At 69.6% G+C, this 25,039-nt stretch carries 27 protein-coding genes and 1 riboswitch; of the genes, 4 read left to right on the top strand and 23 right to left on the bottom strand.

Annotation, left to right across the window (positions count from 1 at the left end; translation table 11 throughout):
- The first annotated feature begins 15 nt into the window (after nucleotides 1-15).
- The 3 genes from EHO50_RS34660 to EHO50_RS34650 all read left to right on the top strand — a co-directional run bounded on the left by EHO50_RS34660 (nucleotide 16) and on the right by EHO50_RS34650 (nucleotide 2,442).
- Nucleotides 16-435: a VOC family protein gene (locus EHO50_RS34660; protein WP_128435202.1), complete on the top strand. Its 420-nt coding sequence runs from the start codon at nucleotides 16-18 to the stop codon at nucleotides 433-435.
- A gap of 45 nt (nucleotides 436-480) precedes the next feature.
- Nucleotides 481-1,602: an LOG family protein gene (locus EHO50_RS34655; RefSeq protein ID WP_128435201.1), complete on the top strand. Its 1,122-nt coding sequence runs from the start codon at nucleotides 481-483 to the stop codon at nucleotides 1,600-1,602.
- Between the two features lie 126 nt (nucleotides 1,603-1,728).
- Nucleotides 1,729-2,442, top strand: coding sequence for an LAETG motif-containing sortase-dependent surface protein (locus EHO50_RS34650; RefSeq protein ID WP_128435200.1), 714 nt, complete (start codon nucleotides 1,729-1,731; stop codon nucleotides 2,440-2,442).
- Between the two features lie 62 nt (nucleotides 2,443-2,504).
- On the opposite strand, the gene EHO50_RS34645 is transcribed toward EHO50_RS34650, so the two are convergent.
- From EHO50_RS34645 to rpsB, 11 genes are all read right to left on the bottom strand, one after another.
- Nucleotides 2,505-3,302 carry a maleylpyruvate isomerase family mycothiol-dependent enzyme gene (locus EHO50_RS34645; protein ID WP_128435199.1) on the bottom strand — a complete coding sequence of 266 codons (798 nt, stop codon included), beginning with the start codon at nucleotides 3,300-3,302 and terminating at the stop codon, nucleotides 2,505-2,507.
- A gap of 25 nt (nucleotides 3,303-3,327) precedes the next feature.
- Nucleotides 3,328-4,347: an ABC transporter ATP-binding protein gene (locus EHO50_RS34640; protein WP_128435198.1), complete on the bottom strand. Its 1,020-nt coding sequence runs from the start codon at nucleotides 4,345-4,347 to the stop codon at nucleotides 3,328-3,330.
- The gene (locus EHO50_RS34635) at nucleotides 4,348-6,030 is read right to left on the bottom strand and encodes an ABC transporter permease (protein ID WP_128435197.1); all 1,683 of its coding nucleotides are present in this window, start codon (nucleotides 6,028-6,030) and stop codon (nucleotides 4,348-4,350) included.
- Nucleotides 6,006-7,115: a thiamine ABC transporter substrate-binding protein gene (locus tag EHO50_RS34630; RefSeq protein ID WP_128435196.1), complete on the bottom strand. Its 1,110-nt coding sequence runs from the start codon at nucleotides 7,113-7,115 to the stop codon at nucleotides 6,006-6,008. The genes EHO50_RS34635 and EHO50_RS34630 overlap by 25 nt, the downstream gene beginning before the upstream one ends.
- 79 nt (nucleotides 7,116-7,194) lie before the next feature.
- A riboswitch (TPP riboswitch) is annotated at nucleotides 7,195-7,300 on the bottom strand.
- Nucleotides 7,301-7,324: 24 nt separating this feature from the next.
- Nucleotides 7,325-8,431, bottom strand: coding sequence for a dual-specificity RNA methyltransferase RlmN (gene rlmN, locus EHO50_RS34625; RefSeq protein WP_128435195.1), 1,107 nt, complete (start codon nucleotides 8,429-8,431; stop codon nucleotides 7,325-7,327).
- Nucleotides 8,432-8,549: 118 nt separating this feature from the next.
- Nucleotides 8,550-8,999 carry an SRPBCC family protein gene (locus EHO50_RS34620; RefSeq protein WP_128435194.1) on the bottom strand — a complete coding sequence of 150 codons (450 nt, stop codon included), beginning with the start codon at nucleotides 8,997-8,999 and terminating at the stop codon, nucleotides 8,550-8,552.
- 107 nt (nucleotides 9,000-9,106) lie between these two features.
- The gene (locus EHO50_RS34615) at nucleotides 9,107-10,264 is read right to left on the bottom strand and encodes a phosphatidate cytidylyltransferase (protein WP_128435193.1); all 1,158 of its coding nucleotides are present in this window, start codon (nucleotides 10,262-10,264) and stop codon (nucleotides 9,107-9,109) included.
- Entirely contained in the window at nucleotides 10,264-10,821 is a 558-nt protein-coding gene (gene frr, locus EHO50_RS34610) for a ribosome recycling factor (RefSeq protein WP_030943211.1), read from the bottom strand. Before frr ends, EHO50_RS34615 begins: the two co-directional genes overlap by 1 nt.
- Nucleotides 10,822-10,991: 170 nt before the next feature.
- Entirely contained in the window at nucleotides 10,992-11,750 is a 759-nt protein-coding gene (gene pyrH, locus EHO50_RS34605) for a UMP kinase (RefSeq protein ID WP_128435192.1), read from the bottom strand.
- Between the two features lie 195 nt (nucleotides 11,751-11,945).
- Nucleotides 11,946-12,782: a translation elongation factor Ts gene (gene tsf, locus EHO50_RS34600; protein ID WP_128435191.1), complete on the bottom strand. Its 837-nt coding sequence runs from the start codon at nucleotides 12,780-12,782 to the stop codon at nucleotides 11,946-11,948.
- Nucleotides 12,783-12,964: 182 nt separating this feature from the next.
- Nucleotides 12,965-13,885 (bottom strand): 30S ribosomal protein S2, encoded by a 921-nt coding sequence (gene rpsB / locus EHO50_RS34595; protein WP_128435190.1) that lies wholly within the window; start codon nucleotides 13,883-13,885, stop codon nucleotides 12,965-12,967.
- Nucleotides 13,886-14,190: 305 nt separating this feature from the next.
- Here rpsB and EHO50_RS34590 point away from each other — a divergent pair, with 305 nt between their 5' ends.
- Nucleotides 14,191-14,781: a murein hydrolase activator EnvC family protein gene (locus EHO50_RS34590; RefSeq protein ID WP_246101687.1), complete on the top strand. Its 591-nt coding sequence runs from the start codon at nucleotides 14,191-14,193 to the stop codon at nucleotides 14,779-14,781.
- Between the two features lie 143 nt (nucleotides 14,782-14,924).
- Here EHO50_RS34590 and EHO50_RS34585 read toward each other — a convergent pair whose 3' ends face one another.
- From EHO50_RS34585 to rplS, 12 genes are all read right to left on the bottom strand, one after another.
- Nucleotides 14,925-15,482 carry a TetR/AcrR family transcriptional regulator gene (locus EHO50_RS34585; RefSeq protein WP_128435331.1) on the bottom strand — a complete coding sequence of 186 codons (558 nt, stop codon included), beginning with the start codon at nucleotides 15,480-15,482 and terminating at the stop codon, nucleotides 14,925-14,927.
- Nucleotides 15,483-15,577: 95 nt separating this feature from the next.
- The gene (whiG, locus tag EHO50_RS34580; protein WP_128435188.1) at nucleotides 15,578-16,420 is read right to left on the bottom strand and encodes an RNA polymerase sigma factor WhiG; all 843 of its coding nucleotides are present in this window, start codon (nucleotides 16,418-16,420) and stop codon (nucleotides 15,578-15,580) included.
- Between the two features lie 305 nt (nucleotides 16,421-16,725).
- Complete coding sequence (gene dprA, locus EHO50_RS34575) at nucleotides 16,726-17,886, bottom strand: DNA-processing protein DprA (protein ID WP_128435187.1); 1,161 nt, start codon at nucleotides 17,884-17,886, stop codon at nucleotides 16,726-16,728.
- Nucleotides 17,883-19,508, bottom strand: coding sequence for a YifB family Mg chelatase-like AAA ATPase (locus EHO50_RS34570; protein WP_128435186.1), 1,626 nt, complete (start codon nucleotides 19,506-19,508; stop codon nucleotides 17,883-17,885). Before EHO50_RS34570 ends, dprA begins: the two co-directional genes overlap by 4 nt.
- 1 nt (nucleotide 19,509) lies before the next feature.
- A complete protein-coding gene (locus EHO50_RS34565; RefSeq protein WP_128435185.1) occupies nucleotides 19,510-19,872 on the bottom strand; it encodes a YraN family protein in 363 nt (120 codons plus the stop codon).
- Between the two features lie 151 nt (nucleotides 19,873-20,023).
- The gene (locus EHO50_RS34560) at nucleotides 20,024-20,332 is read right to left on the bottom strand and encodes a DUF2469 domain-containing protein (protein WP_003965949.1); all 309 of its coding nucleotides are present in this window, start codon (nucleotides 20,330-20,332) and stop codon (nucleotides 20,024-20,026) included.
- A gap of 56 nt (nucleotides 20,333-20,388) precedes the next feature.
- Nucleotides 20,389-20,925 (bottom strand): NUDIX hydrolase, encoded by a 537-nt coding sequence (locus EHO50_RS34555; RefSeq protein WP_425472333.1) that lies wholly within the window; start codon nucleotides 20,923-20,925, stop codon nucleotides 20,389-20,391.
- Complete coding sequence (gene lepB, locus EHO50_RS34550; protein WP_128435184.1) at nucleotides 20,915-21,691, bottom strand: signal peptidase I; 777 nt, start codon at nucleotides 21,689-21,691, stop codon at nucleotides 20,915-20,917. Before lepB (EHO50_RS34550) ends, EHO50_RS34555 begins: the two co-directional genes overlap by 11 nt.
- 146 nt (nucleotides 21,692-21,837) lie before the next feature.
- Nucleotides 21,838-22,806, bottom strand: a complete 969-nt coding sequence (gene lepB / locus EHO50_RS34545; protein ID WP_128435183.1) for a signal peptidase I — start codon at nucleotides 22,804-22,806, stop codon at nucleotides 21,838-21,840.
- The gene (gene lepB, locus EHO50_RS34540) at nucleotides 22,694-23,785 is read right to left on the bottom strand and encodes a signal peptidase I (RefSeq protein ID WP_128435182.1); all 1,092 of its coding nucleotides are present in this window, start codon (nucleotides 23,783-23,785) and stop codon (nucleotides 22,694-22,696) included. Before lepB (EHO50_RS34540) ends, lepB (EHO50_RS34545) begins: the two co-directional genes overlap by 113 nt.
- Entirely contained in the window at nucleotides 23,778-24,494 is a 717-nt protein-coding gene (gene lepB / locus EHO50_RS34535; RefSeq protein WP_128435181.1) for a signal peptidase I, read from the bottom strand. The genes lepB (EHO50_RS34540) and lepB (EHO50_RS34535) overlap by 8 nt, the downstream gene beginning before the upstream one ends.
- A gap of 60 nt (nucleotides 24,495-24,554) precedes the next feature.
- Nucleotides 24,555-24,905, bottom strand: coding sequence for a 50S ribosomal protein L19 (rplS, locus tag EHO50_RS34530; RefSeq protein WP_128435180.1), 351 nt, complete (start codon nucleotides 24,903-24,905; stop codon nucleotides 24,555-24,557).
- Nucleotides 24,906-25,039: the final 134 nt, after the last annotated feature.

Raw genomic sequence — 25,039 nt, 5'->3', positions numbered from 1 at the left:
ATGGGAGAGACCGCGATGACCGCCCCCGCGTACCAGCAGATGATCTTCGTGAACCTGCCCGTGAACGACCTCGACGCCTCGAAGAAGTTCTTCACGGAGCTCGGCTACTCGATCAACCCGCAGTTCAGTGACGAGAACGCGGCATCCGTCGTGATCAGCGACACCATCGTCGCGATGCTGCTCACCAAGCCGTTCTACTCGACCTTCACCAAGAAGGAGATCGCGGACGCCACGACGACCAGCGAGGTGCTGATCTGTCTGAGCGCCGAGAGCCGCGAGAAGGTCGACGAGCTGGTCGAGAAGGCGGTCGCCGCGGGCGGCACGGCCTCGGACCAGGTCCAGGACCCGGGTTTCATGTACGGCCGCGCCTTCGACGACCTCGACGGCCACACCTGGGAGGTCGTGTGGATGGACCCGTCGGCCATCGAGGGCTGAGGCCCGCCACACCGCCACCCTTCGCACGGTGCCTAGCATGGGCGGGTGCAGACGATGCCCGCCCATGCGGCCCACCACAACGACCGTGAGATAGAGACCCTGGAGGAGTTCGACGCGACCGTCACGGCGCGCGGCACCCTCGCCGGATTCCGTGTCCAGGCCGTCGATCTGACGGACCGTACGCGCGAACTGCTCACCACGGACACGGCAGGCGCCGTCTTCCTCGGCTGCCCGATGCGCGAGGACGCCGCCGCGAAGATCCGCACGGACGGCGCCCTGGTCTTCCCGCCCGTCCCCGGCCTGCCCTTCGACCCGTACCGGGGCCTGGTCTACTCCCCCGACGAACTCTTCGCGTCCCTGACGGACGGCTACGAGAACACGCCCGACGCCCGCGCCTACGCCTGGTTCCAGCGGACCAAGGCGGACGGGGACATCTACGCCTCCATGCTCCGCGCGGTGCACGACGACTCCGTCTCGGACGCGCTCGACGAACTCCTGTCCGGCGCCCGGGTGGTGGGCGTCATGGGCGGCCACGCCATGGGCCGCGGCACCCAGGCGTACGAGGGTGCCGCGCGGCTCGGCCGGGAGCTGGCCCGTGCCGGTTTCACGGTCGCCACCGGCGGCGGCCCCGGCGCGATGGAGGCGGCGAACCTCGGCGCGTACGCGGCCCCGCACGGCGACGAGATGCTCGCCGATGCGCTTCGACTCCTCGCCAAGGCACCGAAGTTCACGCCCTCGATCACCGAGTGGGCATCAGTCGCCTTCGAGGTGCGCTCCCGTTGGCCGAAGGGCGGCCGCTCGGTCGGCATCCCGACCTGGTTCTACGGCCACGAGCCGCCGAACCCCTTCGCCTCCCACATCGCCAAGTACTTCGCCAACGCCACCCGCGAGGACGGCCTGCTGGCCCGCTCGAACGCGGGCGTCGTCTTCCTGCCGGGCGCCGCCGGCACCGTACAGGAGATCTTCGACAACGCGACGCCGAACTACTACGAGTCGCGCGGTGAGCCCACCCCCATGGTCCTGGTCGACCGCACCCACTGGACCGAGAAGCTGCCGACGTGGCCCCTGCTGAAGTCCCTCGCCCGGGACCGCTCGATGGAGTCCCGTATCGCCCTCGTTGACCGTATCGAGGAGGCTCCAGCGGCGCTGAAACGTCTCAGCGATTAATAAGACGGCAAAGCCAACGCCCGTGGACTGCATATGCGTTGACACTGCTTATGCCACGCTTATAAACCTGTGAGACTCCTGGGGACGGTGATGTCACATCACCGCCTCGTTCAACCCCCCTCAGTGATGCAACTCGTAAGGACAAACGTGTCCATAAACCGCCGTACTGTTGCGCGTTCCGTGCGCGCTCTTGGTGTTGCCTCCGCATCGGCCGCGATCGCGCTCGGCTTCGCGGGCAACGCGCTCGCGTGCAACATCAGTGAATTCTCCGCCGAAGCCAAGTGCGACGGCGACAAGGGTGTCATCACGGTCACCGACGTGGACCCCAGCGGCATCCCGGCGACCATCAGCGTGTACCTCCAGAACAACGGCGCCGACCTGAAGAAGGTCGGCGAGCAGGAGGTCAAGGGCTCGCGCGAGGGTGTCACCATCACCTTCGCCGAGGACTGGAAGCCGAACGCCGAGTACCGCGTCCACGTCAAGGCCGCCGGCTACGTCGACGAGGACATCAAGCCGAACCTGACGACGCCATCCACGGCCTGCAAGAAGGACGAGGAGCCGCCGGCTCCGTCGGACACCCCGACCCCGTCGGACTCCGCCTCGACCCCGGCCGAGGAGACCGACACACCGACCCCGACGCCCTCTGAGAGCGAGAGCACCGCTCCCGCGGACACCGCGAGCAGCGCCCCGTCCCCGGCGGCCGGTGACTCCAACCTCGCCGAGACCGGCGCCAACTCCAACACCGGCCTGATCGCCGGCATCGCGGTCGCCCTGGTCGCGATCGGCGGCGGCGCGGTCTTCTTCGGCCTGCGCCGACGTGGGGCGAGCAGCGACCGCTGACGCACCCGCACAGCAACAGCCTTGTGGCCCGTCCCCTTCCCCGGGGGCGGGCCGTTCGCCTGTCAGCCGAAGGTCGCCCGCGCCAGCCAGAACTCCAGCAACTCCCGCTCGCCCAGGATCTCCAACTCCGCGCTGTCCAGCGGCAGTCGACGGTAGAAGGCGAGCAGTACGGCGGTGAGTGGCCCCCTGAGCGCGACCGTCGCCTTCTCATGGCCCCGCCGCCAGGCGATGACGTCCCCGGAGAGGTCGATGAACCACTCCCCGTTCACCTCGGGCGTGGTGTCGGTGGCGTGCATATGGATACTGCTCCCCGGCCGACGCAGTTCCCGCGCCGGGTCGTCCGGCAGCGTCCGCTGCGCCCACTCCACGATCTCCAGCCACTCGTCGATCGCGTCGGCGGCGACGTCCGGCGCGACTTCGTAGGGCAGCCCGGCGGCGAGGGCGGCGTCCGCCCGGTGGATCGTGATCTCGTGGGTCATACGGCGGGCCCAGAACCCGGCGTTGAGCACCCCGGCCCAGCCCCACACCTTCGCGTCGGGACCGGCCTCCCGCAGCGCGGCGACAAGCATCTCGCCGGTCTCCGCGAGCCAGGCGTCGAGTGCGGCGGGGTCGCCCTGTCCGTCGGGTCCGCCGCCGAGCGGGATCTTCTCCTCCGGGACCTCCTCCTGCGCCCGCGTCCGCACCATCAGCTCCACCCAGCGCAGGGCGCCGCCCGTGTGCCGTACGAGCTGCTCCAGCGACCAGTCCGGGCAGGTCGGCACGGTGGCGGACAGGTCGGCGCCGGAGGTCACCACGGCCCTCAACAGGCCGACCTGGTGGGCGATTTCGTCGCAGTAGCGATCGTGCGGGAGGGGCGTCATGCCCGGCACCCTACGTGCCGGGCGATCAGCCCAGCAGCACAATTTCCGCCGCGTCGAACTCCACCCCGACCGCGTCCCCGACCTCCGGCGCGTCCCGCAGGGCGCAGGCCGCCTCGAGGCGCGGCGCGTCCTCCGGCTGGAGGTGCACGGCGACGTGCGTGCCCCGGAACGTCCGCGCCGCGACCGTGCAGCGCAGCCCCGCGTCGGCGGCCACGAGCCGCACTCCGGCCGGCCGTACGAGCAGCGTCCGCGTTCCCTGTGCGGCGCCCTCGCCCACCGGGAGCTTCCCCCAGGGAGTGTCCGCGGCCTCTCCGGCGACCGTGCCCTCGACGACGTTGTCGAACCCGAGGAAGCGCGCCACGAACTCGTCCACCGGACGTTGCCACACTTCCAGCGGCGTACCGCTCTGGGCGATCCGCCCGTCCCGCATCACCACGACCCGGTCGGCGAGCGCGAAGGCCTCACCCTGGTCGTGCGTCACGGCGAGCACAGTGGTGCCCAACCGCCCGAACAGCTCCCGGAGTTCGACGACAAGGCGCTCCCTGAGCGAACGGTCGAGCTGGCCCAGCGGCTCGTCCAGCATCAGCAGCCTCGGCCGGGGCGCGAGCGCACGAGCCAGCGCCACCCGCTGCTGTTCCCCACCGGAGAGCGAGGCGACGGCACGACGGGCGGCGCCCGGCAGTCCGACCAGATCGAGCAACTCCCCTACCCGGTCGGCCTGTTCGCCCTTCGATGCACCGTGCATGCGCGCCCCGAAGGCCACGTTGCCGGCGACGTCCCGCTGCGGGAACAGCTGGTGATCCTGGAACATCAGCCCGACGCCCCGCTTGTGCGCGGGCACCCCCGCCTGATCGCGCCCGTCGAGCAACACCCGCCCGTGGGACAGGGGTTGGAGCCCGGCCACCGCCCGCAGGAGGGTCGACTTGCCGCTGCCGCTCGGCCCCAGCACGCACACGATCTCGTGCTCGGCGACATCGAGGCCGACCCCGTCCAGCACGGCCCGCCCGTCGAACCGTACCGTCGCGTCCTCAAGGCTCAGCAGCATCTAGAACTCCCCGGTCCGGTCGGTGCGCAGTCGCTCCAGCACGAGCAGCGCCACCGCGCACACGATCATCAGAATGGTCGAAAGGGCCATCGCCTGCCCGTAGTTGAGATCACCGGCCCGGCCGAGCAGCTTCGCCACGGCGACCGGCAGCGTCGGATTGTCGGGCCGCGCGATGAACACGGTCGCCCCGAACTCGCCCAGCGACACCGCGAAGGCGAACCCGGCCGCGATCAGCAGCGCCCGCCGCACCATCGGCAGATCCACCTCACGCCAGACCCGCCACGGCGAGGCCCCGAGCACCGCCGCCGCCTCCCGCAGCCGCTGGTCCACGGCCCGCAGCACGGGCAGCATGGTCCGGACGACGAAGGGCACCCCGACCAGCGCCTGGGCCAGCGGCACAAGGATCCAGGTGCTTCTGAGGTCCAGCGGCGGCTCGTCCAGGGCGATCAGGAACCCGAACCCGACCGTCACCGCGGACACCCCGAGTGGCAGCATCAACAGCGCGTCGAAGCCCCGCACGAACCGCCCCGCGTCCCGTCGGGTCAGCGCGGCCGCGGCCAGCCCGCCGATCAGCACGGCGATGAGGGTGGCGACGACGGCGTACTGCAGCGAGTTGCCGATCGCCTCGATCGGCGCCACCAGGAAGACCCCGCCGTCGTCGCTGGTCAGTGCCCGGTAGTAGCCGAAGTCGGGCGCGTCCAGCGACCGCTGCACCAGCACGGCCAGCGGCAGCAGCAGGAGTACGGCGATGACGGCCAGGACACCGGCCAGCAGCGCCCACTGCCCCGCCCCGCGCGGCCGGCGCGCGGTCACGGACGCGTCCACCAGGCGCAGGGCGCTCTCCCGCCGCCGTACCGTCCACGCGTGCACGGCGAGGATCGCGCCCACCGCCAGGAACTGGATGATCGTCAGGACGGCGGCCGTGGACAGGTCGAAGATCTCGGACGTCTGCCGGTAGATCTCCACTTCGAGGGTCGAGAAGGTCGGCCCGCCGAGGATCTGGACGACACCGAAGGAGGTGAAGGTGAACAGGAAGACCATGAGCGCGGCGGAGGCCACGGCAGGCGCGAGGGCCGGGAGGGTGACGGTCCGCCAGGCGGTGAGGCGTGATGCCCCGAGCATCCGCGCGGCCTCCTCCTGCCGCGGGTCGAGCTGCGACCAGAGCCCGCCGACCGTCCGTACGACGACGGCGTAATTGAAGAAGACGTGTGCGAGCAGGATGGCCCACACGGTGGTGTCGAGCCGTACGCCCCACCACTCGTCGAGGAGTCCGCCGCGGCCGACGAGCGCGAGGAACGCCGTGCCGACGACGACCGTCGGCAGCACGAAGGGGACGGTCACCACGGCCCGCAGGACCTGCTTGCCGGGGAAGTCGAAGCGGGCGAAGACGTAGGCGCCCGGCAGTGCGATCAGCAGGGTCAGCGCGGTGGAGGCGAGCGCCTGCCAGGTGGTGAACCACAGCACGTGCCGGATGTCGGACTCTCCGAGCACATCCGCCAGGCGCCCGAACTGCCAGACCCCGTCGACCTTCAGACCGCGCGCGACGATCGCGGCGACGGGGTAGGCGAAGAAGACCGCGAAGAACGCGACGGGCACGGCGACGAGGCCGAGCCGCACCGCCGCGCTCCGCGCGCGTCCCTTACGCGGGACTGCTTCGGCTACTTCAGTACGAGCGAGGTCCACGACTTGACCCAGTCGTCACGGTTGTCGGCGATCTTCGCCGGGTCCATGGTCTCGGGATCCTTGGCCTGCGGGCCGTACTTCACGAACTCCTCAGGCACCTGGGCGGCCTCCCGCACCGGGTAGACGAACATGTTGAGCGGCATGTCGTCCTGGAAGGTCTTGGTGAGCATGAAGTCGAGGAGCGCCTTGCCGCCCTCGGCGTTCTCGGCGTTGCTCAGCAGGCCCGCGTACTCGACCTGGCGGAAGCAGGTGCCGGTCGCGACGCCCGTCGGCGCGGTCGTCGGCTTCGGGTCGGCGTAGATCACCTCGGCGGGCGGGGAGGAGGCGTACGACACGACGAGCGGCCGGTCGGCCTTGGCCTTCTTGCCGCCGGCCGAGCCGGAGAACTCCTCGTTGTAGGCCTGCTCCCAGCCGTCGACGACCTTGACGCCGTTGGCCTTCAGCTTCTTCCAGTAGTCCTGCCAGCCGTCGTCGCCGTACTTGGCGGCGGTGCCGAGCAGGAAGCCGAGGCCGGGCGAGGAGGTGGAGGCGTTCTCGGTGACGAGGAGGTCCTTGTACGCGGGCTTGATCAGATCGTCGAACGAGCTGGGCGGGGTCAGCTTGTGCTCGCTGAAGTACGCCTTGTCGTAGTTGACGCAGATGTCGCCGGTGTCGATCGGGGTGACCCGGTGCTGGTCCTGGTCGGCCCGGTACTCGGGCAGGATCAGGTCGGAGCCCTTGGGCTCGTACGACTGGAACAGCTCGTTGTCGAGCGCCCGCGACAGCAGGGTGTTGTCGACGCCGAAGAAGACGTCGCCCTGCGGGTTGTCCTTGGTCAGGATCGCCTTGTTGACGGCCTGCCCGGCGTCGCCGTCCTCGAGGACCTTGACCTTGTAGCCGGACTGCTTCTCGAAGGCGGCGAGGACGGACTTGGAGACGGCCCACGAGTTGTGGCTGACGAGCGTGACGGTCTTGGAACCGCCGCCGCTGCCGCTGCCGCTGTCGCCGTCACTGTCGGACGATCCGCACGCGGCCAACGCGGGCAGCGCGACGAGACCGAACCCGACGGCGAAAACCGTGGCCTTGGCCTTCTTGGTGATGCTCACTGAATTCCTCCTGGGGTTGACCAGGAAGAGACGCGGCCCTGCCCGAAACCTCTGAAAGGCTCCGGGCAGGGCGCAACAGCTCGAGTGGTGACCGATCTCCCTACCCAGAATGACCTGGGCCAGGTTCGGAGGGTCTGCGGCCGGTGCCGCACTCTCAGCGCTGTGGCGCTCCCCTGTCGGAATATGAAGATGTACTTACGGCGGTCAGACTACCGCTCGGTCGCGGCGAGCTGCCCACACGCCCCGTCGATCTCCTGCCCACGGGTGTCCCGGATCGTCACCGGCACACCATGGGCGGCGATGGCCTCGACGAACGCCTTCTCGTCCTCGGGCCGGGAAGCGGTCCACTTGGACCCCGGAGTCGGGTTCAGCGGAATCAGATTCACATGCACCGGCTTGCCCCTGAGCAGCCGCCCGAGCCGGTCACCACGCCAGGCCTGGTCGTTGATGTCCCGGATGAGGGCGTACTCGATGGACAGCCGACGGCCCGACTTCTCGACGTACTCGAACCCGGCGTCGAGCACCTCGCGCACCTTCCACCGCGTGTTCACGGGGACGAGGGTGTCGCGCAGCTCGTCGTCGGGCGCGTGCAGCGAGATGGCCAGCCGGCACTTGAAGCCCTCGTCGGCGAACCGGTGGATGGCCGGGACGAGCCCGACCGTCGAAACCGTGATCCCGCGCTGGGACAGCCCCAGCCCATCGGGCTCCGGATCGGTGAGCCGCCGAATGGCCCCCACGACCCGGTTGTAGTTGGCGAGCGGCTCGCCCATGCCCATGAAGACGATGTTGGACAGTCGAGCAGGCCCCCCAGGCACTTCCCCGTCCCTGAGCGCCCGCATCCCGTCCACGATCTGATGGACGATCTCGGCGGTGGACAGATTCCGGTCCAGCCCCGCCTGCCCGGTCGCACAGAACGGGCAGTTCATCCCGCACCCCGCCTGCGAGCTGATGCACATGGTCACCCGGTCCGGGTACCGCATCAGCACCGACTCGACGAGCGTCCCGTCGAACAGCCGCCACAGCGTCTTGCGCGTGTCGCCCTGGTCGGTCGACAGATGCCGTACGACGGTCATCAGCTCGGGGAACAGCTCCTCCCGCAGCTTGGCGCGCGACCCGGCAGGGATGTCGGTCCACTGCTCCGGGTCGTGCGTGTACCGCGCGAAGTAGTGCTGCGAGAGCTGCTTGGCACGAAACGGCTTCTCGCCGACAGCGGCAACGGCGTCTTTACGCTCACCTGGCGTGAGATCGGCAAGATGCCGCGGCGGCTTCTTGGCTCCGCGGGGGGCGACGAATGTGAGTTCTCCGGGCTTAGGCATGGCTGTACCAGTGTCGCAGATCCACTGGCGTAGCCCGCTCCACCATGGACCCGCCGCCCAGGACGACAAGAAGGCCGTCCTGAACGGCCACACCGACCCGGACACCGGCAGGGACGGCTCAGTCGGTCGGGCGCTCCAGCCGGTCCTTGAGGAGTTGCTCGTCGCGTGGCAGTTCCTTGCGGACCTGTGGGCGCACTACGAGGGGCACGAGGAGCTTGCCTACGCCGTGCCCTTCGAAGTCGATGTCTATCGTCAGGCGGGAGCGCCGGCCGTCGTCGAGCGGCTCGATCTCGCCGTGGCTGCGTGGCCTGACGGGGCCATCGACGCCGTGCAGGTCCCAGCTGTGCGGAGGGTCGAGTTCGTCGTACTCCACGGTCATCGGGATCTCACGGTTCCCGATGCGCCGGGTGACCCGCACCCGGGAGCCGGGGTGGACGGGACCCGCGTCGAGCAGCTCCGCGGAGACGGCGCTCAGCTGCCATTCCGGCAGATGGGACGGGTCGGTGATATACGCGTAGACCTCGTCCGGCGTGCAGTCGAGGTCGATGACTTCTCGGATGGCGGTCATGATGACCCCCTTAGAGTGCCTTTACGGGCGTACACCGGAATCGTCCCACATACCAAGGAGCCTCCGCTCTGCAAGGGCGGAGGCTCCTCGAATGCTGTCCGATCCCGTCAGCCGGACCCCACGAACAGCACCAGCAGCAACCACACCACCGGCGCCGTGGGCAGCAGCGAGTCCAGCCGGTCCATGATCCCGCCGTGCCCCGGCAGCAGCGTGCCCATGTCCTTGATGCCCAGGTCCCGCTTGATCATCGACTCGCCGAGGTCACCGAGCGTGGCGCTGGCCGCGACCGCGAGGCCCAGCAGCAGGCCCTGCCACCAGGTGCCGTCGTCGATCAGGAACTCCATGCACAGCGCGCCCGCCACCATCGCGAAGCTCACCGCGCCGAGCAGGCCCTCGCGGGTCTTGCCGGGGCTGATGCGCGGGGCGAGCTTGTGCTTGCCGAAGCGCCAGCCGACGGCGTACGCGCCGGTGTCGCTGACGACGGTCAGGAGCAGGAACGTCAGAACGCGGAACGCCCCGTCGTCGGCGGTGAGCATCATCGCGACGAACGTCGCCAGGAACGGCACGTAGAACGCTGCGAAGACGCCCGCGGTGACGTCCTTGAGGTAGCCCTCGGGCGGCTCCGTCATCCGCCAGACCAGTACGGCCAGCGCGGTCAGCGCCATCGACACCCAGGCGCCCTCGGCGCCCCGGACGTACCCGGCGACGACCATGGCCGCACCGCCCAGCGCGAGCGGGACGAGCGGCACCTTGATGCCCTTGCGCTCGTCGAGCCGCTTGGCCAGTTCCCACAGGCCCACGACGACGGCGACCGCGACGACACCGACGAACACGGCCTTGACGACGAACAGCGACGCGATGATCACCACGCCGAGCCCGATACCGACCCCTATGGCCGCGCCCAGGTCGCGCCCCGCGCTCTTCTTCTGCGGCGGGGGCGCCGGCTGCGAGGCGTCGGGCATGGGCTCCGGATTCTGCGGCGCCGCCTCGGAGGGCCGCGCCTGCGGCGTGTCGTAAGGCCGCGTCTGCGGCGGCCGGTTGCTGAACGAGGGGCCGCTCAGCCGAGCGGCCCCCCGGTCGTCATCCTGGTCTCCGCCATACGCGGGTACGTCGGGCACGATGGGCATGGGGCGAGTCTGCTGCGCCTCAGGCGCATCGTACGCGGGACCCGCCGGGGCAGCCCCCTGGACAGGTCCACGCTCGGCGGCCCCCCAGTACCCGGCTTGCCCGGCTTGTGGCGGTGCCCCCCAGGAAGAGTCGTTCATCAGACCTCGAGCAGCTCCGCTTCCTTGTGCTTCAGGAGCTCGTCCACCTGGGCCACGTACTTGTGGGTGGAGTCGTCGAGCTCCTTCTCCGCACGGCGGCCCTCGTCCTCGCCGACCTCGCCGTCCTTGATCAGCTTGTCGATGGCGTCCTTGGCCTTGCGGCGCACGGAGCGGATGGAGACCCGGGCGTCCTCGGCCTTGCCCTTGGCGACCTTGATGTAGTCGCGGCGGCGCTCCTCGGTCAGCTCGGGGAACACCACTCGGATGATGTTGCCGTCGTTGCTCGGGTTGACGCCCAGGTCGGAGTCCCGGATCGCCTGCTCGATGTTGCGCAGCGCGGTCTTGTCGAACGGGGTGACGACCGCCATGCGCGGCTCCGGCACGGAGAACGAAGCCAGCTGGTTGATCGGCGTCGGCGCGCCGTAGTAGTCGGCCACGATCTTGTTGAACATCGCCGGGTGCGCACGGCCGGTGCGAATCGCGGCGAAGTCCTCCTTGGCGACCACGACGGCCTTCTCCATCTTCTCCTCGGCCTCGAGGAGGGTCTCTTCGATCACCACTTGCTCCTGCGTGTCTTGAGTTAAAGGCCCGGCTGCGGTTCCTGCGTGGGGGCGGCGGCCGGCTGCGTCGCGTCTTCTTCCTGCACGGTTCCCGACCGGCAGGACATTGTCCATCCCCCGGTCAGGGTCCGTCCCGTCCGTCCCCCGGACGGGCTTGCTCTCGGGCGTCAGCCCTGGCTGCCCTGCTCACCCACCAGCGTGCCGATCTTCTCACCCTTGACGGCGCGGGCGATATTGCCCTCCGCCAGAAGCTCGAAGACGAGGATCGGGAGCTTGTTGTCGCGGCACAGGGTGATGGCGGTCATGTCGGCGACCTTGAGGTCGCGGGTGATGACCTCGCCGTAGCCGAGGGAGTCGAACTTGACGGCGTCCGGGTTGGCCTTCGGGTCGGAGTCGTAGACCCCGTCCACCCCGTTCTTGCCCATCAGCAGCGCCTCGGCGTCGATCTCCAGGGCGCGCTGGGCGGCGGTGGTGTCGGTGGAGAAGTACGGCATGCCCATACCGGCGCCGAAGATGACCACGCGGCCCTTCTCCAGGTGCCGTACGGCGCGCAGCGGGATGTACGGCTCGGCGACCTGCCCCATGGTGATCGCGGTCTGCACCCGGGAGTCGATCCCCTCCTTCTCCAGGAAGTCCTGGAGGGCGAGGCAGTTCATCACGGTGCCGAGCATGCCCATGTAGTCGGAGCGGGCCCGGTCCATGCCGCGCTGCTGAAGCTCGGCCCCGCGGAAGAAGTTGCCGCCGCCGATGACGACCGCGATCTGCGCGCCGTCGCGGACGACGGCGGCGACCTCGCGGGCGATCTTGTGCACCACGTCGGGGTCGACGCCGAGGCCCCCGCCGCCGGAGAAGGCCTCTCCGGAAAGCTTCAGCAGAAACCGGCCGGGTACTTTGCCGTCGTCGCTCTTCTGGGCCTTGGTGGTCATCGAGATCCCGCCTTTGTTACGTGGTGCACATACGAAGAAGGCCATTGCCGGTTGGGGCGTGTTTCGCATCCCATGCGCGGCAATGGCCTCCTCGTCAGATCTGCTGTCGTCCGTCACGCGCGCGTGCGTGGTGACGGCGTCCGCGGACGACTTACCTCGACCCTATCGGGGTCGGGCGTCGATCGCGGTACGGACTCAGATGCCGACCTTGATGCGCGAGAAGCGCTTCAGGGTGACACCGGCCTCGTCCAGAACCTTCTGGACGGACTTCTTGTTGTCGAGCGCGTACGGCTGACCGAGCAGCGTGGCGTCCTTGAAGAAGCCGTTGAGGCGACCCTCGACGATCTTCGGCAGGGCGGCCTCGGGCTTGCCCTCGGCGCGGGTGGTCTCCTCGGCGACGCGGCGCTCGGACTCGACGACCTCGGCCGGCACGTCCTCCTTGGAGAGGTACTTCGGCGCGAAGGCGGCGATGTGCTGGGCGACGCCCTTGGCGACCTCGGCGTTCGGCTTGTCCAGCTCGACGAGGACACCGATCTGCGGGGGCAGGTCGGGCATCGTGCGGTGCATGTACGCGACCACGAAGCCGTCGGCGAACTGCGCGAAGCGGTCCAGGACGATCTTCTCACCGAGGTTGGCGTTGGCCTCGTCCACGAACGCCTGGACGGTCTTGCCGGCCTCGATCTCGGAGGCGAGCAGGGCCTCGATGTCGGCCGGGGAGGTCTTCGCGACGTGCTCGGCGATGGCGTTGGCCACGGCCTGGAACTTCTCGCCCTTGGCGACGAAGTCCGTCTCGCACTTCAGCTCGACGATGACACCGGAGGAGTTGTCGTCGGCGATGATCGAGACCACGGCGCCGTTCTCGGCGGAGCGGCCCTCGCGCTTGGCGACGCCCTTCTGGCCCTTGATACGGAGCGCCTCGACGGCCTTCTCGACGTTGCCCTCGGCCTCGTCCAGCGCCTTCTTGCAGTCCATCATGCCGGCGCCGGTGAGCTCGCGGAGCTTCTTGACGTCGGCGGCGGTGTAGTTCGCCATGAGTCTGTGAATCTTTCTCGAAGTCTGGAAGATCGAAGATCTACGGGGTCTACGGCCCCCATGAAGGCGGAAGCCGCTGACCTTCCGTCGACCTACGGGTGAACGGCGGGAGCGGACTTCACCGCGCCGGAGGCGCTATTGGTTGCAGTACCGCTCCCGCCGTCAACTCTGACGCTGACGGGTCAGGCCTGCTCGGCGTCCGCGGCCGGAGCCTCGGCAGCCGGAGCCTCAGCCGCGGGGGCCTCGGCGGCGGGGGCCTCAGCAGCGGGGGCCTCAGCAGCGGGGGCCTCAGCAGCGGCCTCGGCCGGCTTCTCGGCCTCGTCGGCCTTCTTCTCACCCTCGAGCAGGTCGCGCTCCCACTCGGCGAGCGGCTCGCCCGCAGCCTTCTCGCCCTTGTCGCCGGTGGCGACGCCGGAACGGGCGATGAGGCCCTCGGCGACGGCGTCGGCGATCACACGGGTGAGCAGGGTGACGGAGCGGATCGCGTCGTCGTTGCCCGGGATCTTGTAGTCGACCTCGTCGGGGTCGCAGTTGGTGTCGAGGATGGCGACGACCGGGATGTTGAGCTTCCGGGCCTCGCCGACCGCGATGTGCTCCTTCTTGGTGTCCACGATCCAGACGGCGCTGGGCACCTTCTGCATCTCGCGGATACCACCGAGGGTCTTCTCCAGCTTGGCCTTCTCACGCGAGAGGACCAGGAGCTCCTTCTTGGTCAGACCCGAAGCGGCGACGTCCTCGAAGTCGATCTGCTCGAGCTCCTTGAGGCGCTGCAGACGCTTGTAGACGGTCGAGAAGTTGGTGAGCATGCCGCCCAGCCAGCGCTGGTTGACGTAGGGCATGCCGACGCGGGTGGCCTGCTCGGCGATGGCCTCCTGCGCCTGCTTCTTCGTGCCGACGAACATGACCGTGCCGCCGTGGGCGACGGTCTCCTTGACGAACTCGTAGGCGCGGTCGATGTACGACAGCGACTGGAGCAGGTCGATGATGTAGATGCCGTTGCGCTCCGTGAAGATGAAGCGCTTCATCTTCGGGTTCCAACGACGGGTCTGGTGACCGAAGTGGACGCCGCTCTCCAGCAGCTCCCGCATCGTGACGACGGCCATGGCCGCTCTCCTTGAATGTTCTCGGTTGTGCCGCGGATGCCGGACGGCTTCCGCGCCTGACGCCCACATGCGCCGTGCCACGAAGGACCGAGGGGCGCTGATACGAGCCGTTGCCGGTGGTCGTATCGGGGCGTGCGAAGTCGACCCGGTGACCCGGATCGCCAGAAGAAGTGTACGGGACCCGCGAGGCCCCGGGTGACGCCGCTGTCCACAACCCGGGAGTTATCCACAGATCCCGGCCATGATCGGCTCGGATGCGGGACGGTTCCGACATGCGATGGAAGCGGCGATTGAAGCGATGTGCGATGACGGCAGGGACGTGCGGGCGGCTGGTGTTGCTGCTGCTCCTGACGGCGACCGTCCTGTTGACACCGGCCCCACGGCTGACCCTCACCGGCACGAGCGCGCCCGCCGAACCGGCCCCCGGCGCCCCGGTGCCGACGGTCGGCCGAGCATGGCCCGTGGGAGTACGTCCGCCGATCCTCCGCGGCTGGGAACCCCCGGCGACACCGTACGGCCGCGGCCACCGGGGCGTGGACCTCGCCGCCACAGCCGGGGCACCGGTACGGGCGGTGGCGCCGGGGCGGGTGTCCTTCGCGGGCCGGGTTGCGGGCAAGTGGGTGGTGTCGGTGGAGCTGACGGGGACGGGGGATCCGCCGCTGCGGGTGACGTACGAGCCGGTGCGGGCGGTGGTGCAGAAGGGCGACGAGATGGCGGCCGGGGAAGTCGTGGGCACGGTGGAGGCGACCGGCTCGCACTGCACGGGGACCTGCGTGCACTGGGGCTTGCGCAGGGGCGAGGCGTACCTGGACCCTTTGTCGCTCCTCCCCCCATGGCTGCTGCACAGGGGCCCTTCGAGACTGCTGCCGGTGCTGGGGGTGCCGTTGCCCTCTTAGCTCAGCATCGGCACCGACAGCCGGCGCAGCTGCGGGCAGTCGTGCCGCTGGGGCGGCTCCCGTCCCCAAGGAGCGGCACGCCCGCCGGCGCCGGGCTGCGCGGCCCACCCCAACACCCTCCGACCGCAGCAGTACAGCCGACGTCAGCCCGTGACGCCCCTCAAGGCCATGGCCACAGCGGCATCGGTAATCGCCCCGGGCTCCTCCGCCGCGCCCAGCTCGATCCGCCGCACAGCCGCGTCCACGACCCCCTGCAACAACATCGCCGCCAGTCGAGGCTCCCCGTGCCCCATCTCCGCCAGCGCCTCGACGATCATCGCGACCAGCCCGCCGTGCGCGGCCCGGATCTTCTCCCGGGCTCCCGCGTCCAGCTCGCTCGCGGAGATCGCCACCACGGCCCGGTGCCGCCGGTCCCCGACCAGCGCGAGCTGCCGGCGCACATACGCCTCGACCTTGCCCTCGGCCGTCGGCTCCCGCTCCATGGCCGCCGAAACCTCAGCGGCCCACACAGGAAAGTCGACCTCGCACAGCTCCTCGACGACGGCGGCCCGCGACCGGAAGTACTCGTACACGGACGACCGCGCGAGCCCCGTCCGCTCGGCGAGGGCCGGGAAGGTCAGCGCCTCCGTCCCACTCTCGGACAACAGGGAACGAGCCGCGTCCAGCAGGGCGGCTCGCTGCATCGACCGGTGCTCGGCCACGGAGGCCGCTCGAATCCTTGGCACGTCAACCACTTTACGGACGCACCACCCCCGACGGGAGTGTCTCCGCAGAACCCCACCCTCATCACGCCAGGTCAACGCCCGAAGCCGGCCAGTTTCGCCCGCAGCTGCAGCACCGACTTGGTGTGGATCTGGCTCACCCGGCTCTCGGTCACCCCCAGCACGTTCCCGATCTCGGCCAGCGTGAGCCCCTCGTAGTAGTAGAGCGTCACCACGGTCTTCTCCCGCTCGGGCAACGTGTTGATCGCCCGCGCCAGAAACCGCCGCAGCTCCCGGTCCTCGGCCACCTCCACCGGATTGTCCGCGGCGGTGTCCTCCAGCGTGTCCATGACGCTCAGCCCGTCGCCGCCCTCGCCCCCGCCGTGCAGCAACTCCTCCAGCGCCACCACGTTCGCCAGCGACAACTGGCTGAAGACCGCGTGGAGTTCGTCCACCGCGATCCCCATCTCGACGGCCACCTCGGCCTCCGTCGGCGTCCGCCGCAGCCGCGCCTCCAGCGTCGCGTACGCCCGCTCCACGTTCCGCGCCTTCTGCCGCACCGACCGCGGAATCCAGTCCAGCGCCCTGAGCTCGTCGATCATCGCGCCGCGGATCCGGGTGATCGCATACGTCTCGAACTTGATCTCCCGGTCGATGTCGAACTTCTCGATCGCGTCGATCAGCCCGAACACCCCCGACGACACGAAGTCCGCCTGCTCCACATTGGGCGGCAGACCGACGCTCACCCGGCCCGCCACATACTTGACGAGCGGCGAGTAGTGCAGGATCAACTGCTCGCGCAACCGCTCGTCCCCCGTCGCCTTGTACGACCGCCACAGCTCGTCGAGCGTCGAGGGAGCGGGCGGCCGCACGCTGCCATCGTCACGGGCGGCTGGGGGGATCGCCGCCCGGTCGGAGCCGGAGGTGTGCTGGGGCATTCGTTGCCTTGTGCCGTTCTGCCGTGAAGTGGGGGTGCTTTGGGGGAGCTGTCGGTCTGTGGTCGCGCTGGTGCCGTTCTGGGGACCTTCCGGTGTCGAGGGGCCGGTCTGCGCCGGAATCCTCGTGAGCGTAGCGTGACTGCAGCGTCGCGGTGCGCGAAGGGCGGAGCACAAGCCGTACGCAGATACGTTCCGCTGGACGCCCCGCCAGGTCATATCGATCGCTCTACGTGATCACCCGAACACCCCAACTGGGGGAATTCACAAGGGCGTCCGTGTTCCCCCGTACGGCCGAACACGCTCGGTCAACATCCACTCCGACCGGCGCGAACAGAGATCATCGCCTGGCGTGTCAACTTCCAGCCGTCGCCGTGTCGTTCGACGTAACCAAGTGAGCGGAGTTCGTACAGTCTCGCGATCGCGTCGTCCTCGGTGGTCTGCGCACCCCGTGCGACCTCCTCCGCCCGCGCCTCGCGGCGACCGGGCAGCGCGGCCAGGACTCTGCGCGCCCCCGGCTCCAGCAGATCGCGCGGCAGGACGGGCCCACGCCGCTCGGGCGCCAGCTCTCCCATGTCGCCCACGAGCTCGACGACCTCGGCGGCGTCGGTGACCAGCACGGCATCACCGCGCAGCAGTTCGTGCACGCCCGCGGAGAGCCCACTGGTGGCCGGGCCGGGGACGCCCATCGTGTGACGCCCCAATCGCTGTGCCGCCCGGGCGGTGACGAGCGAGCCGCTGCGAAGGGCGGCCTCCACGACGACCGTGCCCCGGGTCAGCGCCGCGATCACCCGGTTGCGCACGATGAACCTGCTGGGCGTGGGATGGTCCCCCGGCGGCAGCTCCCCGATCACGAGTCCCTGTTCCGCGATCCTGTTGATCAGCTGGGTGTGCCCGCGCGGATAGGGCCGGTCCACGCCGCAGGCGAGCACGGCGACGGTGGCCCCACCGGTGCCGAGCGCACCCCGATGAGCGGCGCCGTCGACGCCATAGGCGCCGCCGGACACGACCACCCACCCCCGCTCGGCGAGCCCGCCGGCGAGGGTGGCCGCCATGTGCGCCCCGTACTCGGTGCAGGCCCGCGCCCCGACGACGGCCACGGACCGCAACGCCCACATCCGCAGACTGGCCCGCCCGCGAACCCACAGCCCGACGGGCCGCGCGTCCCCGAGATCATCGAGCTGCCCCGGCCACTCGACGTCTCCCGGACACAGGAACCGCACCCCGGTCTCCAGGGCGACGGCAAGGTCCCGTCCGGGCTCGGCCCGCACCGCCCGAGCCCGTAACCCGTCCCACCGCTTGTAACTCACCCCCGGCAAGGGCTCCGCCCCCTCCCGCAACCGCCGCACCACTTCCCCCACCCCGTACTCCCGCACCCATCGCCCGGCCACCTCGTCACCGGGCTCGACGACCCGGCTGAGAAACACCCGGCCGAGCAGTTCGTCGTCGGGCTCCTCACGCCCGCTCACGTCAGCGCTCCGATGGTCATGGGCACGCCCCGCGGCACACCGGTGCGCAGTTGCAGTGCCAGGGCGACGTCCGTCGCGTCGGGCCGGTCATGACCGACGAGGTCGGCGACGGTCCAGGCGACGCGCAGGACGCGGTCGAGCCCGCGGGCGGTCAGCACGCCGCGCTCCAGGTTCCGTTCCGCCTCGTCCATGGCGCCGATCGAGGCGTACCAACGGCTGCGCAGCTCACGTCCGGGGATCTCGCTGTTCGTCCGCCACGGCGTACCGGAGAGCCGGGCCGACGCCCGCTCCCGGGCTGCCCGCACCCGATCCGCGACCGTCGCGGTGGACTCGCCCCGTGCCCCGCGCTCGGTCAGCTGGGCGCGCGTCACACGGTCCACCTCGACCCGGAGGTCGACCCGGTCGAGCAGCGGCCCGGACAGCCGGGCCTGATAGCGGCGGATCGCCGAGGGCGGGCACTCGCACATGTGGTCCGTCTGGGAGAAGCGGCCACAGGGGCAGGGATTGGCCGCCAGCACCATCAGGAACTTCGCCGGGAAGCGCACGACGCCCGCGCTGCGCGCGATCACGACATGGCCGGCTTCCAGCGGCTGCCGCAGGGCGTCGAGGGCATGGCTGTTGAACTCCGGCGTCTCGTCCAGGAAGAGCACGCCGCGGTGGGAGAGCGACACCGCACCGGGCCGCGCGATGCCGGCACCCCCGCCGACGAGCGCCTGCATCGTCGCCGAGTGATGCGGTGCGCAGTAGGGAGCCACGTCGATCAGGGGCTTGCCCGGGGGCAGCAGACCCGCCACCGAGTGGACCGCGGTGACCTCCAGCGACTCCTCCCTGCTGAGCCTGGGCAGGATGGCCGGCAGCCGCTCCGCGAGCATCGTCTTGCCGGCGCCCGGTGGCCCCTCCAGGAACAGGTGGTGCCCACCCGCGGCGGCGACCTCCACGGCCGTACGCGCCGAGAACTGGCCCACCACATCGGCGAGGTCGTGACCGTGGTCGGGCTGGGCGGCGCCCATGCTGTGCATGCCCGTGGCCGCGCCTGTCCCCGGCACGCGCAGACCCGCGAGCAGCGGATCAGGGCGGCCCTGCTCGTCCGGTTCCTCGTCGGGCACGGGTTCGTCCGCGAGGACGGCGATCAGCTGGCGCAGGCTGCGCACTCCCAGTACGGAGACTCCAGGCACCAGCGACGCCTCGGCCGCTGCGCACTCCGGGACGACCACCTGCTCGTAGCCGGCGTCGGCGGCGGCCAGCACGGCGGGCAGGATGCCCCGGACGGGACGCACCCGTCCGTCCAGGCCCAACTCGCCGATCATCACGATGTCGGCGAGAACCCGTGGGTCGATCCGCTCGGCGGCACCGAGGACGGCGCATGCCACGGCCAGGTCGAAGCCGCTGCCGGCCTTGGGCACTGATGCCGGGCTGAGCCCGACGGTGAGCTTCTTCTGAGGCCACGCGCCGCCCGAGTTCACGACCGCCGCCCGAACCCGGTCCCGGCTCTCCGACAGACTCTTGTCCGGCAGCCCCACCAAGGTGAACGCCGCCACCCCGGGCTCCAGGTCCGCCTGGACCTCGACCACAACCCCTTCGACGCCCACCAGGGCCACCGAGCACGTACGCGCGAACGCCATGTCAGGCCACCCCCCGCGCGTGCTCGACCACGGGCGCGCCGCGGTGGGGCAGGACGATGCCGACCAGGTCGATACGGACGCCTCCGGGTGGAGCTCCTCCGTGAGCGTGGATCCAGCGTTCCGCGAGGCCTCGCAGCCGCTGTGCCTTCTCGGGGGTGACTGCGGCCATCGGATGCTCGTAGCCGCTGGTCCTGCGGGTCTTCACCTCACAGACGACCACCACGTCGCCGTCCCTGGCGACAATGTCGATCTCCCCGGTCCTGCCACAGCGCCAGTTGCGCTCCAGAACCGTCATCCCGGCCTCGACCAGCCGCCGCGCGGCCAATTCCTCGCCGTACCTGCCGAGTGCACTGCGTGCGTTCATGTCGGCACCACCTCCGGCGCCAACAATGAGGGCAGCTCAGCGAGCTATTGGATCTTGGTGGACAAGTCCGCGACTGTGGATAACTCCCTCACCCCTGCGGGTGAAAACAGCGCCGAGCATCACTGATGCATTACCGACGCGATACCGAACGTCATCCGCCCGGAAGCTCCAGATCGCTCTTGTTCAGCTCCTCGATGTTCACGTCCTTGAACGTAAGCACCCGGACCTGCTTTACGAACCGCGCCGGCCGGTACATGTCCCACACCCAGGCATCCGCCATGGACACCTCGAAGAACACCTCACCCTGGACCGAATGCACCTGCATCTCGTAGTCGTTGGTCAGGTAGAAGCGCCGCTCGGTCTCGATCACATACTTGAACAGACCGACGACATCGCGGTACTCCCGATAGAGCTTGAGCTCCATCTCGGTCTCGTACTTCTCGAGGTCCTCGGCGCTCATGGCATGTTCCCCTTCAGCCGTGCGATCCCACCATTGTGCGCCAGTCCCGTCAGCACCTAGACAATTTCGGGGTCAAGGGTCACGGGCCCGGCGGGGGGACCTTCGTCGAGCAGTGTGCGCAATAGCTCGGCGAGTCTGGTCGGATACACCGTCTCATGTGCCCGGGCAAGTTCCCGACACGTCCACCAGCGCGCTCCGGCGACGCTGCGCCGCTCCAGCTCGGTGAGCCCCACGGGCCGGGTCGCCGTCTGCGTCGTACGGGCCAGGTAGTACCACTCGTCCTGGTCCCAGCGGCGTCCCGCGAACGGGAAGGAGCACCTCCGCCGCCACAGCACGGGACCGAGTTCGACCTCCGTGATGCCGGTCTCCTCGGCGAGTTCCCGCAACGCGGCTTCCTCACGGCTCTCGTCGCCCTCGATGCCGCCGCCCGGGGTGAACCACCAGTCGTCAGCCGGATCCTCCGGCTCATGTCCGTGCAGCAGCAGAATGCGGTCCTGCGGGTCGAGCAGCACGACCCGAGCGACCTTGCGCAGTCCACCGTCGTACGTGTCGCCGTAAGGGCTCTGGCCCATACCCGTGGCCTCAGCGGTCACCCGCGGGCTCCGTCCGGGGCCTGGCTCGCTTGGCCGACCTGTTCGCGATCGGCCCGTACGCCCCGCCGCCCAGGACCAGCACACCGCCCACGGCGATCAGCGCGAGGACCGTCCGCAGCGGCCCCGGCGACGACAGCGCGCCGAGTTGTTCGAAGCCCGTGGGGCGTTCCAGCATGCCGTCCATGGGCCAGACGACGGCGTCCACCCGGGCCGACACGGCGCTGCGCGCGACGGTGCCGCGGGCGGCGTCCGTGAGGTGGGCGGTGGAGTCCAATGAGCCGCTGCGCTCGTCACCGAGCAGGAAGAGCCTGCCCTTCGGCACAGTCACGCTCGGGAAGTCCTGGATCTCGGCCAGGCCGTCCTTGGCCAGATAGGGCTCGTCGATCTGCTTGCCGTTGACAGTCAGCTTGCCGTCGGTGCAGCAGGCGACCGTGTCCCCGCCGACGGCGACCACACGCTTGACCACGGGCGCGTTGGACACCCACGTCTTGTCGGTGAACACGACGACGTCACCACGGCGGACCTCACCGCCGTCGACGCGCTGGGCCAGCACCCGGTCACCCGCGCCGATCGTCGGCGCCATCGAACTGGTGGGCACGGTGTACGGCCGGTAGAGAACCGCTCCCCAGACGAACCCGCCGAGGAACAGCAACAGGCCCAGCGCCACGGCCAGCCCGGACAACCGCTGTCCGGTCCGGCTGCCCGCCGGGCCCCTGCTCGCGCCACTCTCGCGCTGCGCCGTACGTGTCGTGCTCTCGCCACCCATGGGTCCGCACCCTACCCGTCGGTACCGACAACGGGCAGCCCCTCCCGAGCACCCGCGGCCACAGGCTCGGCAAAGCTTTCCCAAGCTCGCCGCCCCAGGAAGAGAGGGGCAAGGGGAAGGACGGCGACAGGAAGGGCGCCCGGCAGTCAGCGCGTCTCGGCCGCCTTGATCCGCTGCCGGCGCCACAGCACCAGCGGCACCGCACCGACCAGGGCGAGTCCCTGCGGCGCGACCGTCAGAGCGGCGGACCGGGCGTCCAGGTTCTGCTCGAAGGTGTCCGGGACCGGCAGGTTGTCCCAGCGGTTGATCGGCCAGGCGATCACGATGGCGCGGCCGACGACCTCGTCGACGGGGACCATGCCGTGGTTCTTGTCGGCCTGGTTGTAGCGCGAGTCGCGGGAGTTCTGCCGGTGGTCGCCCATGACCCAGATGGAGCCCTCGGGGACCTTCACCTTGAACTGGCCGCCCTGGTCGTCCTGGCTGCAGGGGGTGTTGCCCGGGTAGACGTACGGCTCGTTCAGTGCTTTGCCGTTGACCTTCAGCGGCCCGGTGCGGTTGCACTCGACCGTGTCGCCGCCGACGCCGACGACGCGCTTGATGAGGTCCTTCTCCTCCGCGGACGGCATCAGGCCGATCCAGCTGAGGAAGGTCTGCAGCGCATTGGGGTCGGGGGTGGGCTCACCCGCCAGCCAGTTGTCCGGGTCGTGGAAGACGACGACCTCGCCGCGCTCGGGCTCGGAGCCGAACCAAGGGGTGAGCTTGTCGACCAGGACGCGGTCACCCTGCTGGAGGGTGTTCTGCATCGAGTCGGAGGGGATCGAGAACGCCTGCACCAGGAACGTCTTGATCAGCAGCGCGAGGACGAGCGCGATGCCGATCAGGATGGGCAGCTCCTTCCAGAAGGAGCGCTGCTTCTTCGGCGTGGGGGAAGCCCCGCCCGACCCCTGTTCGTCGGTCGGGGGCTGCCCGCCCGACCCTTCGCCGTCTCCGGCCGCTCCGGGGTCATTCCCGGAGGTCACGGCGCCGTCCGCGGCCGGGTCGGCTGCTCCCACGGGGTGTCCGCGGTGCTCCTCGCCGTCGTGCCCGGATCGTGCGCCAACCGCCACATCCCCCACGCCAACTCCTTACTCTGTGCCGCCGCCTGCCCCATACGCGGCGCAGGCCCACCACTCCCATAACGAGCGGGAGTTCCGCAGGGGTCGGGAGTTGGATCGTTCCGTTCGAATCGTCGGAAGCAACCCTATGCGACTGCTGGACGGACGCGGTCGACCCGGTCGCCGAGTCGGAGACCGAAGCGTAGGTTTTCGGTTCTTCCAGGGAGGTCCAGTGACCGAGGGGCCAGGCGATGACCATGGCCCGCCCCACCACCTCCTCCTCGGAGACCGTGCCGCCGTAGTCCTGGTCCTGGTGCGAGCGGGAGTCCGCGGAGTTGGCCCGGTGGTCGCCCATCACCCACAGCCGGCCTTGCGGGACGGTGATCTCGAACTGCGCGTTGGAGGGGGCGTTGCCGGGGTAGAGATAGTCCTCGTTCAGGGGAATGCCGTTGACGGTGACCCGCCCTTGCGTGTCACAGCACTTGACGCGGTCGCCGCCGACACCGACGACACGCTTGATGAGGTCCTTCTCGTCGTCGGACGGCAGCAGGCCGATGAAGGTGAGCGCCTCCTTGACCTGCTTGATGACGACGGGGTCCTCCTTCTTCACCGTCGTCTGCTCGTCCTGGAGCCAGCCGCCGGGGTCCTTGAAGACGACGACGTCCCCGCGCTGCGGCTTGGAGCCGAACCAGGGCGTGAGCTTGTCGACCAGGACGCGGTCGCCGATCTGGATCGTCTGCTCCATGGAGCCGGACGGGATCACGAAGGCCTGGACGAGGAAGGTCTTCAGGACGAGCGCTATGAGGACCGCTACGCCGACGAGGAGGGGTATCTCCTTCATCGCGGAGCGCCTGCGGCGCCGCTTGACCTTGCGCTGGAGCTTGCGCCGCTCCGCGCGCGTACGACCGCCGGCGGGGCTGGCGGCGCGCCGGGAACCGGTGGGCAGCAGATTTTCGGCAGGACTGCTGGGTACGCCACGCGGCTTGCCACGGTTACCCATGCGTGCCCTCCGCTACGGGCACGCGCGCGTAGGCGTCCGGACGGTGCAGGCGGGTCCAGTGCGCGGTCGGCCATACGATCCAGTCGGCGCGGCCGATGACGTCGTCGACCGGGATCATGCCGCCGCCGGGCGAGCCCAGGTGGTCGCGGGAGTCGCTGGATTCGCTGCGGTGGTCACCGAGGACGAACAGGGTGCCGTCGGGCACGACGACGTCGAACGGCACCGTGGACGGGCTGTCGCCGGCGTACAGGAATGTCGACTCGTCGACCGACCGGCCGTTCACCTGGATCCTCCCCTCCTTGTCGCAGCAGACCACGTGGTCTCCCCCCACACCCACAACGCGTTTGATGTAGTCGGCATCCCCGAAATACCCAGTTCCGTCGAACACGACAACATCACCGCGCCGCGGCTCGGCACCGAAACGGTACGCCAACTTATTTACGAGAACGCGGTCGCCGATCCTCAATCCGGACTCCATGGATCCGCTGGGAATCTCGAACGGCCGCAGCACGAACGTGTTGAGCAGCAGCAGAAACGCCAGGAAGACCAGCAGGGTCAGGCTGAGCCGCCCACCCGGGAGCCGATCGGTGATCCGCGACACCAACGCGAAGCGCGACCGTCCCTCCTGACCCTCTGTGTCCGAGATCTCCTCGGAATCGGAAGGGCGGGAGGAGCGGTCGCGCTCCGTCGGCTGTGCTTCGGTGTCCATCGGGGCCAGATGCTATCCGGCCCCGATTTGAACCCCGTGGGGGCGAGCCCCCTGAAGCGCTCAGTTCTCGCGCTTCTCCTTGATCTTCGCCGCCTTGCCGCGCAGGTCGCGCAGGTAGTACAGCTTGGCGCGGCGGACGTCACCCTTGGTGACCAGCTCGATCTTCTCGACGATCGGGGTGTGCACCGGGAAGGTGCGCTCGACGCCGACGGAGAAGGAGACCTTGCGGACCGTGAAGGTCTCGCGCACGCCGGCGCCCTGGCGGCGGATCACAACGCCCTTGAACTGCTGCACACGGGAGCGGTTGCCCTCGATGACGCGGACGTGGACGTTGACGGTGTCGCCCGGGCGGAAGGCCGGGACGTCGCTGCGCAGCGACGCGGAGTCGACGGAGTCGAGCAGGTGAGACATTTCGTCTGCTTTCTTCGCCCATGCCACAGGTCATAGGCGGGAGCTAGGTGTTTCGTGAGGATGCTGTCCGTGTCGGGGCGGGCGTCGTGTCCCCCTGTGGCAGGGGCGCACGCCGGACGACGCACAACAGCGAC

Origin of the sequence: Streptomyces cyaneus, assembly GCF_004028635.1 — a bacterium.
GTDB lineage: Bacteria > Actinomycetota > Actinomycetes > Streptomycetales > Streptomycetaceae > Streptomyces > Streptomyces cyaneus.
The sequence above is the reverse complement of the archived record's forward strand: the minus strand, read 5'-3'. Positions and strand labels throughout refer to the sequence as shown.

Bases quoted from the DNA above. Each gene is read 5' to 3' on its own strand.
- EHO50_RS34570 (WP_128435186.1), bottom strand. From the start codon at position 19,508: ATGGCGTTCGCGCGTACGTGCTCGGTGGCCCTGGTGGGCGTCGAAGGG.
- rplS (WP_128435180.1), bottom strand. From the start codon at position 24,905: ATGTCTCACCTGCTCGACTCCGTCGACTCCGCGTCGCTGCGCAGCGAC.
- EHO50_RS34615 (WP_128435193.1), bottom strand. From the start codon at position 10,264: ATGAACGACTCTTCCTGGGGGGCACCGCCACAAGCCGGGCAAGCCGGG.
- rpsB (WP_128435190.1), bottom strand. From the start codon at position 13,885: ATGGCCGTCGTCACGATGCGGGAGCTGCTGGAGAGCGGCGTCCACTTC.
- rlmN (WP_128435195.1), bottom strand. From the start codon at position 8,431: ATGCCTAAGCCCGGAGAACTCACATTCGTCGCCCCCCGCGGAGCCAAG.
- EHO50_RS34560 (WP_003965949.1), bottom strand. From the start codon at position 20,332: ATGAGCGCCGAGGACCTCGAGAAGTACGAGACCGAGATGGAGCTCAAG.
- EHO50_RS34640 (WP_128435198.1), bottom strand. From the start codon at position 4,347: ATGCTGCTGAGCCTTGAGGACGCGACGGTACGGTTCGACGGGCGGGCC.
- EHO50_RS34660 (WP_128435202.1), top strand. From the start codon at position 16: ATGACCGCCCCCGCGTACCAGCAGATGATCTTCGTGAACCTGCCCGTG.
- pyrH (WP_128435192.1), bottom strand. From the start codon at position 11,750: ATGACCACCAAGGCCCAGAAGAGCGACGACGGCAAAGTACCCGGCCGG.
- EHO50_RS34645 (WP_128435199.1), bottom strand. From the start codon at position 3,302: ATGACGCCCCTCCCGCACGATCGCTACTGCGACGAAATCGCCCACCAG.
- lepB (WP_128435181.1), bottom strand. From the start codon at position 24,494: ATGGACACCGAAGCACAGCCGACGGAGCGCGACCGCTCCTCCCGCCCT.
- EHO50_RS34620 (WP_128435194.1), bottom strand. From the start codon at position 8,999: ATGACCGCCATCCGAGAAGTCATCGACCTCGACTGCACGCCGGACGAG.
- tsf (WP_128435191.1), bottom strand. From the start codon at position 12,782: ATGGCGAACTACACCGCCGCCGACGTCAAGAAGCTCCGCGAGCTCACC.
- whiG (WP_128435188.1), bottom strand. From the start codon at position 16,420: ATGCCCCAGCACACCTCCGGCTCCGACCGGGCGGCGATCCCCCCAGCC.
- lepB (WP_128435184.1), bottom strand. From the start codon at position 21,691: ATGGGTGGCGAGAGCACGACACGTACGGCGCAGCGCGAGAGTGGCGCG.
- EHO50_RS34590 (WP_246101687.1), top strand. From the start codon at position 14,191: ATGACGGCAGGGACGTGCGGGCGGCTGGTGTTGCTGCTGCTCCTGACG.
- EHO50_RS34650 (WP_128435200.1), top strand. From the start codon at position 1,729: ATGCAACTCGTAAGGACAAACGTGTCCATAAACCGCCGTACTGTTGCG.
- EHO50_RS34565 (WP_128435185.1), bottom strand. From the start codon at position 19,872: ATGAACGCACGCAGTGCACTCGGCAGGTACGGCGAGGAATTGGCCGCG.
- lepB (WP_128435182.1), bottom strand. From the start codon at position 23,785: ATGGGTAACCGTGGCAAGCCGCGTGGCGTACCCAGCAGTCCTGCCGAA.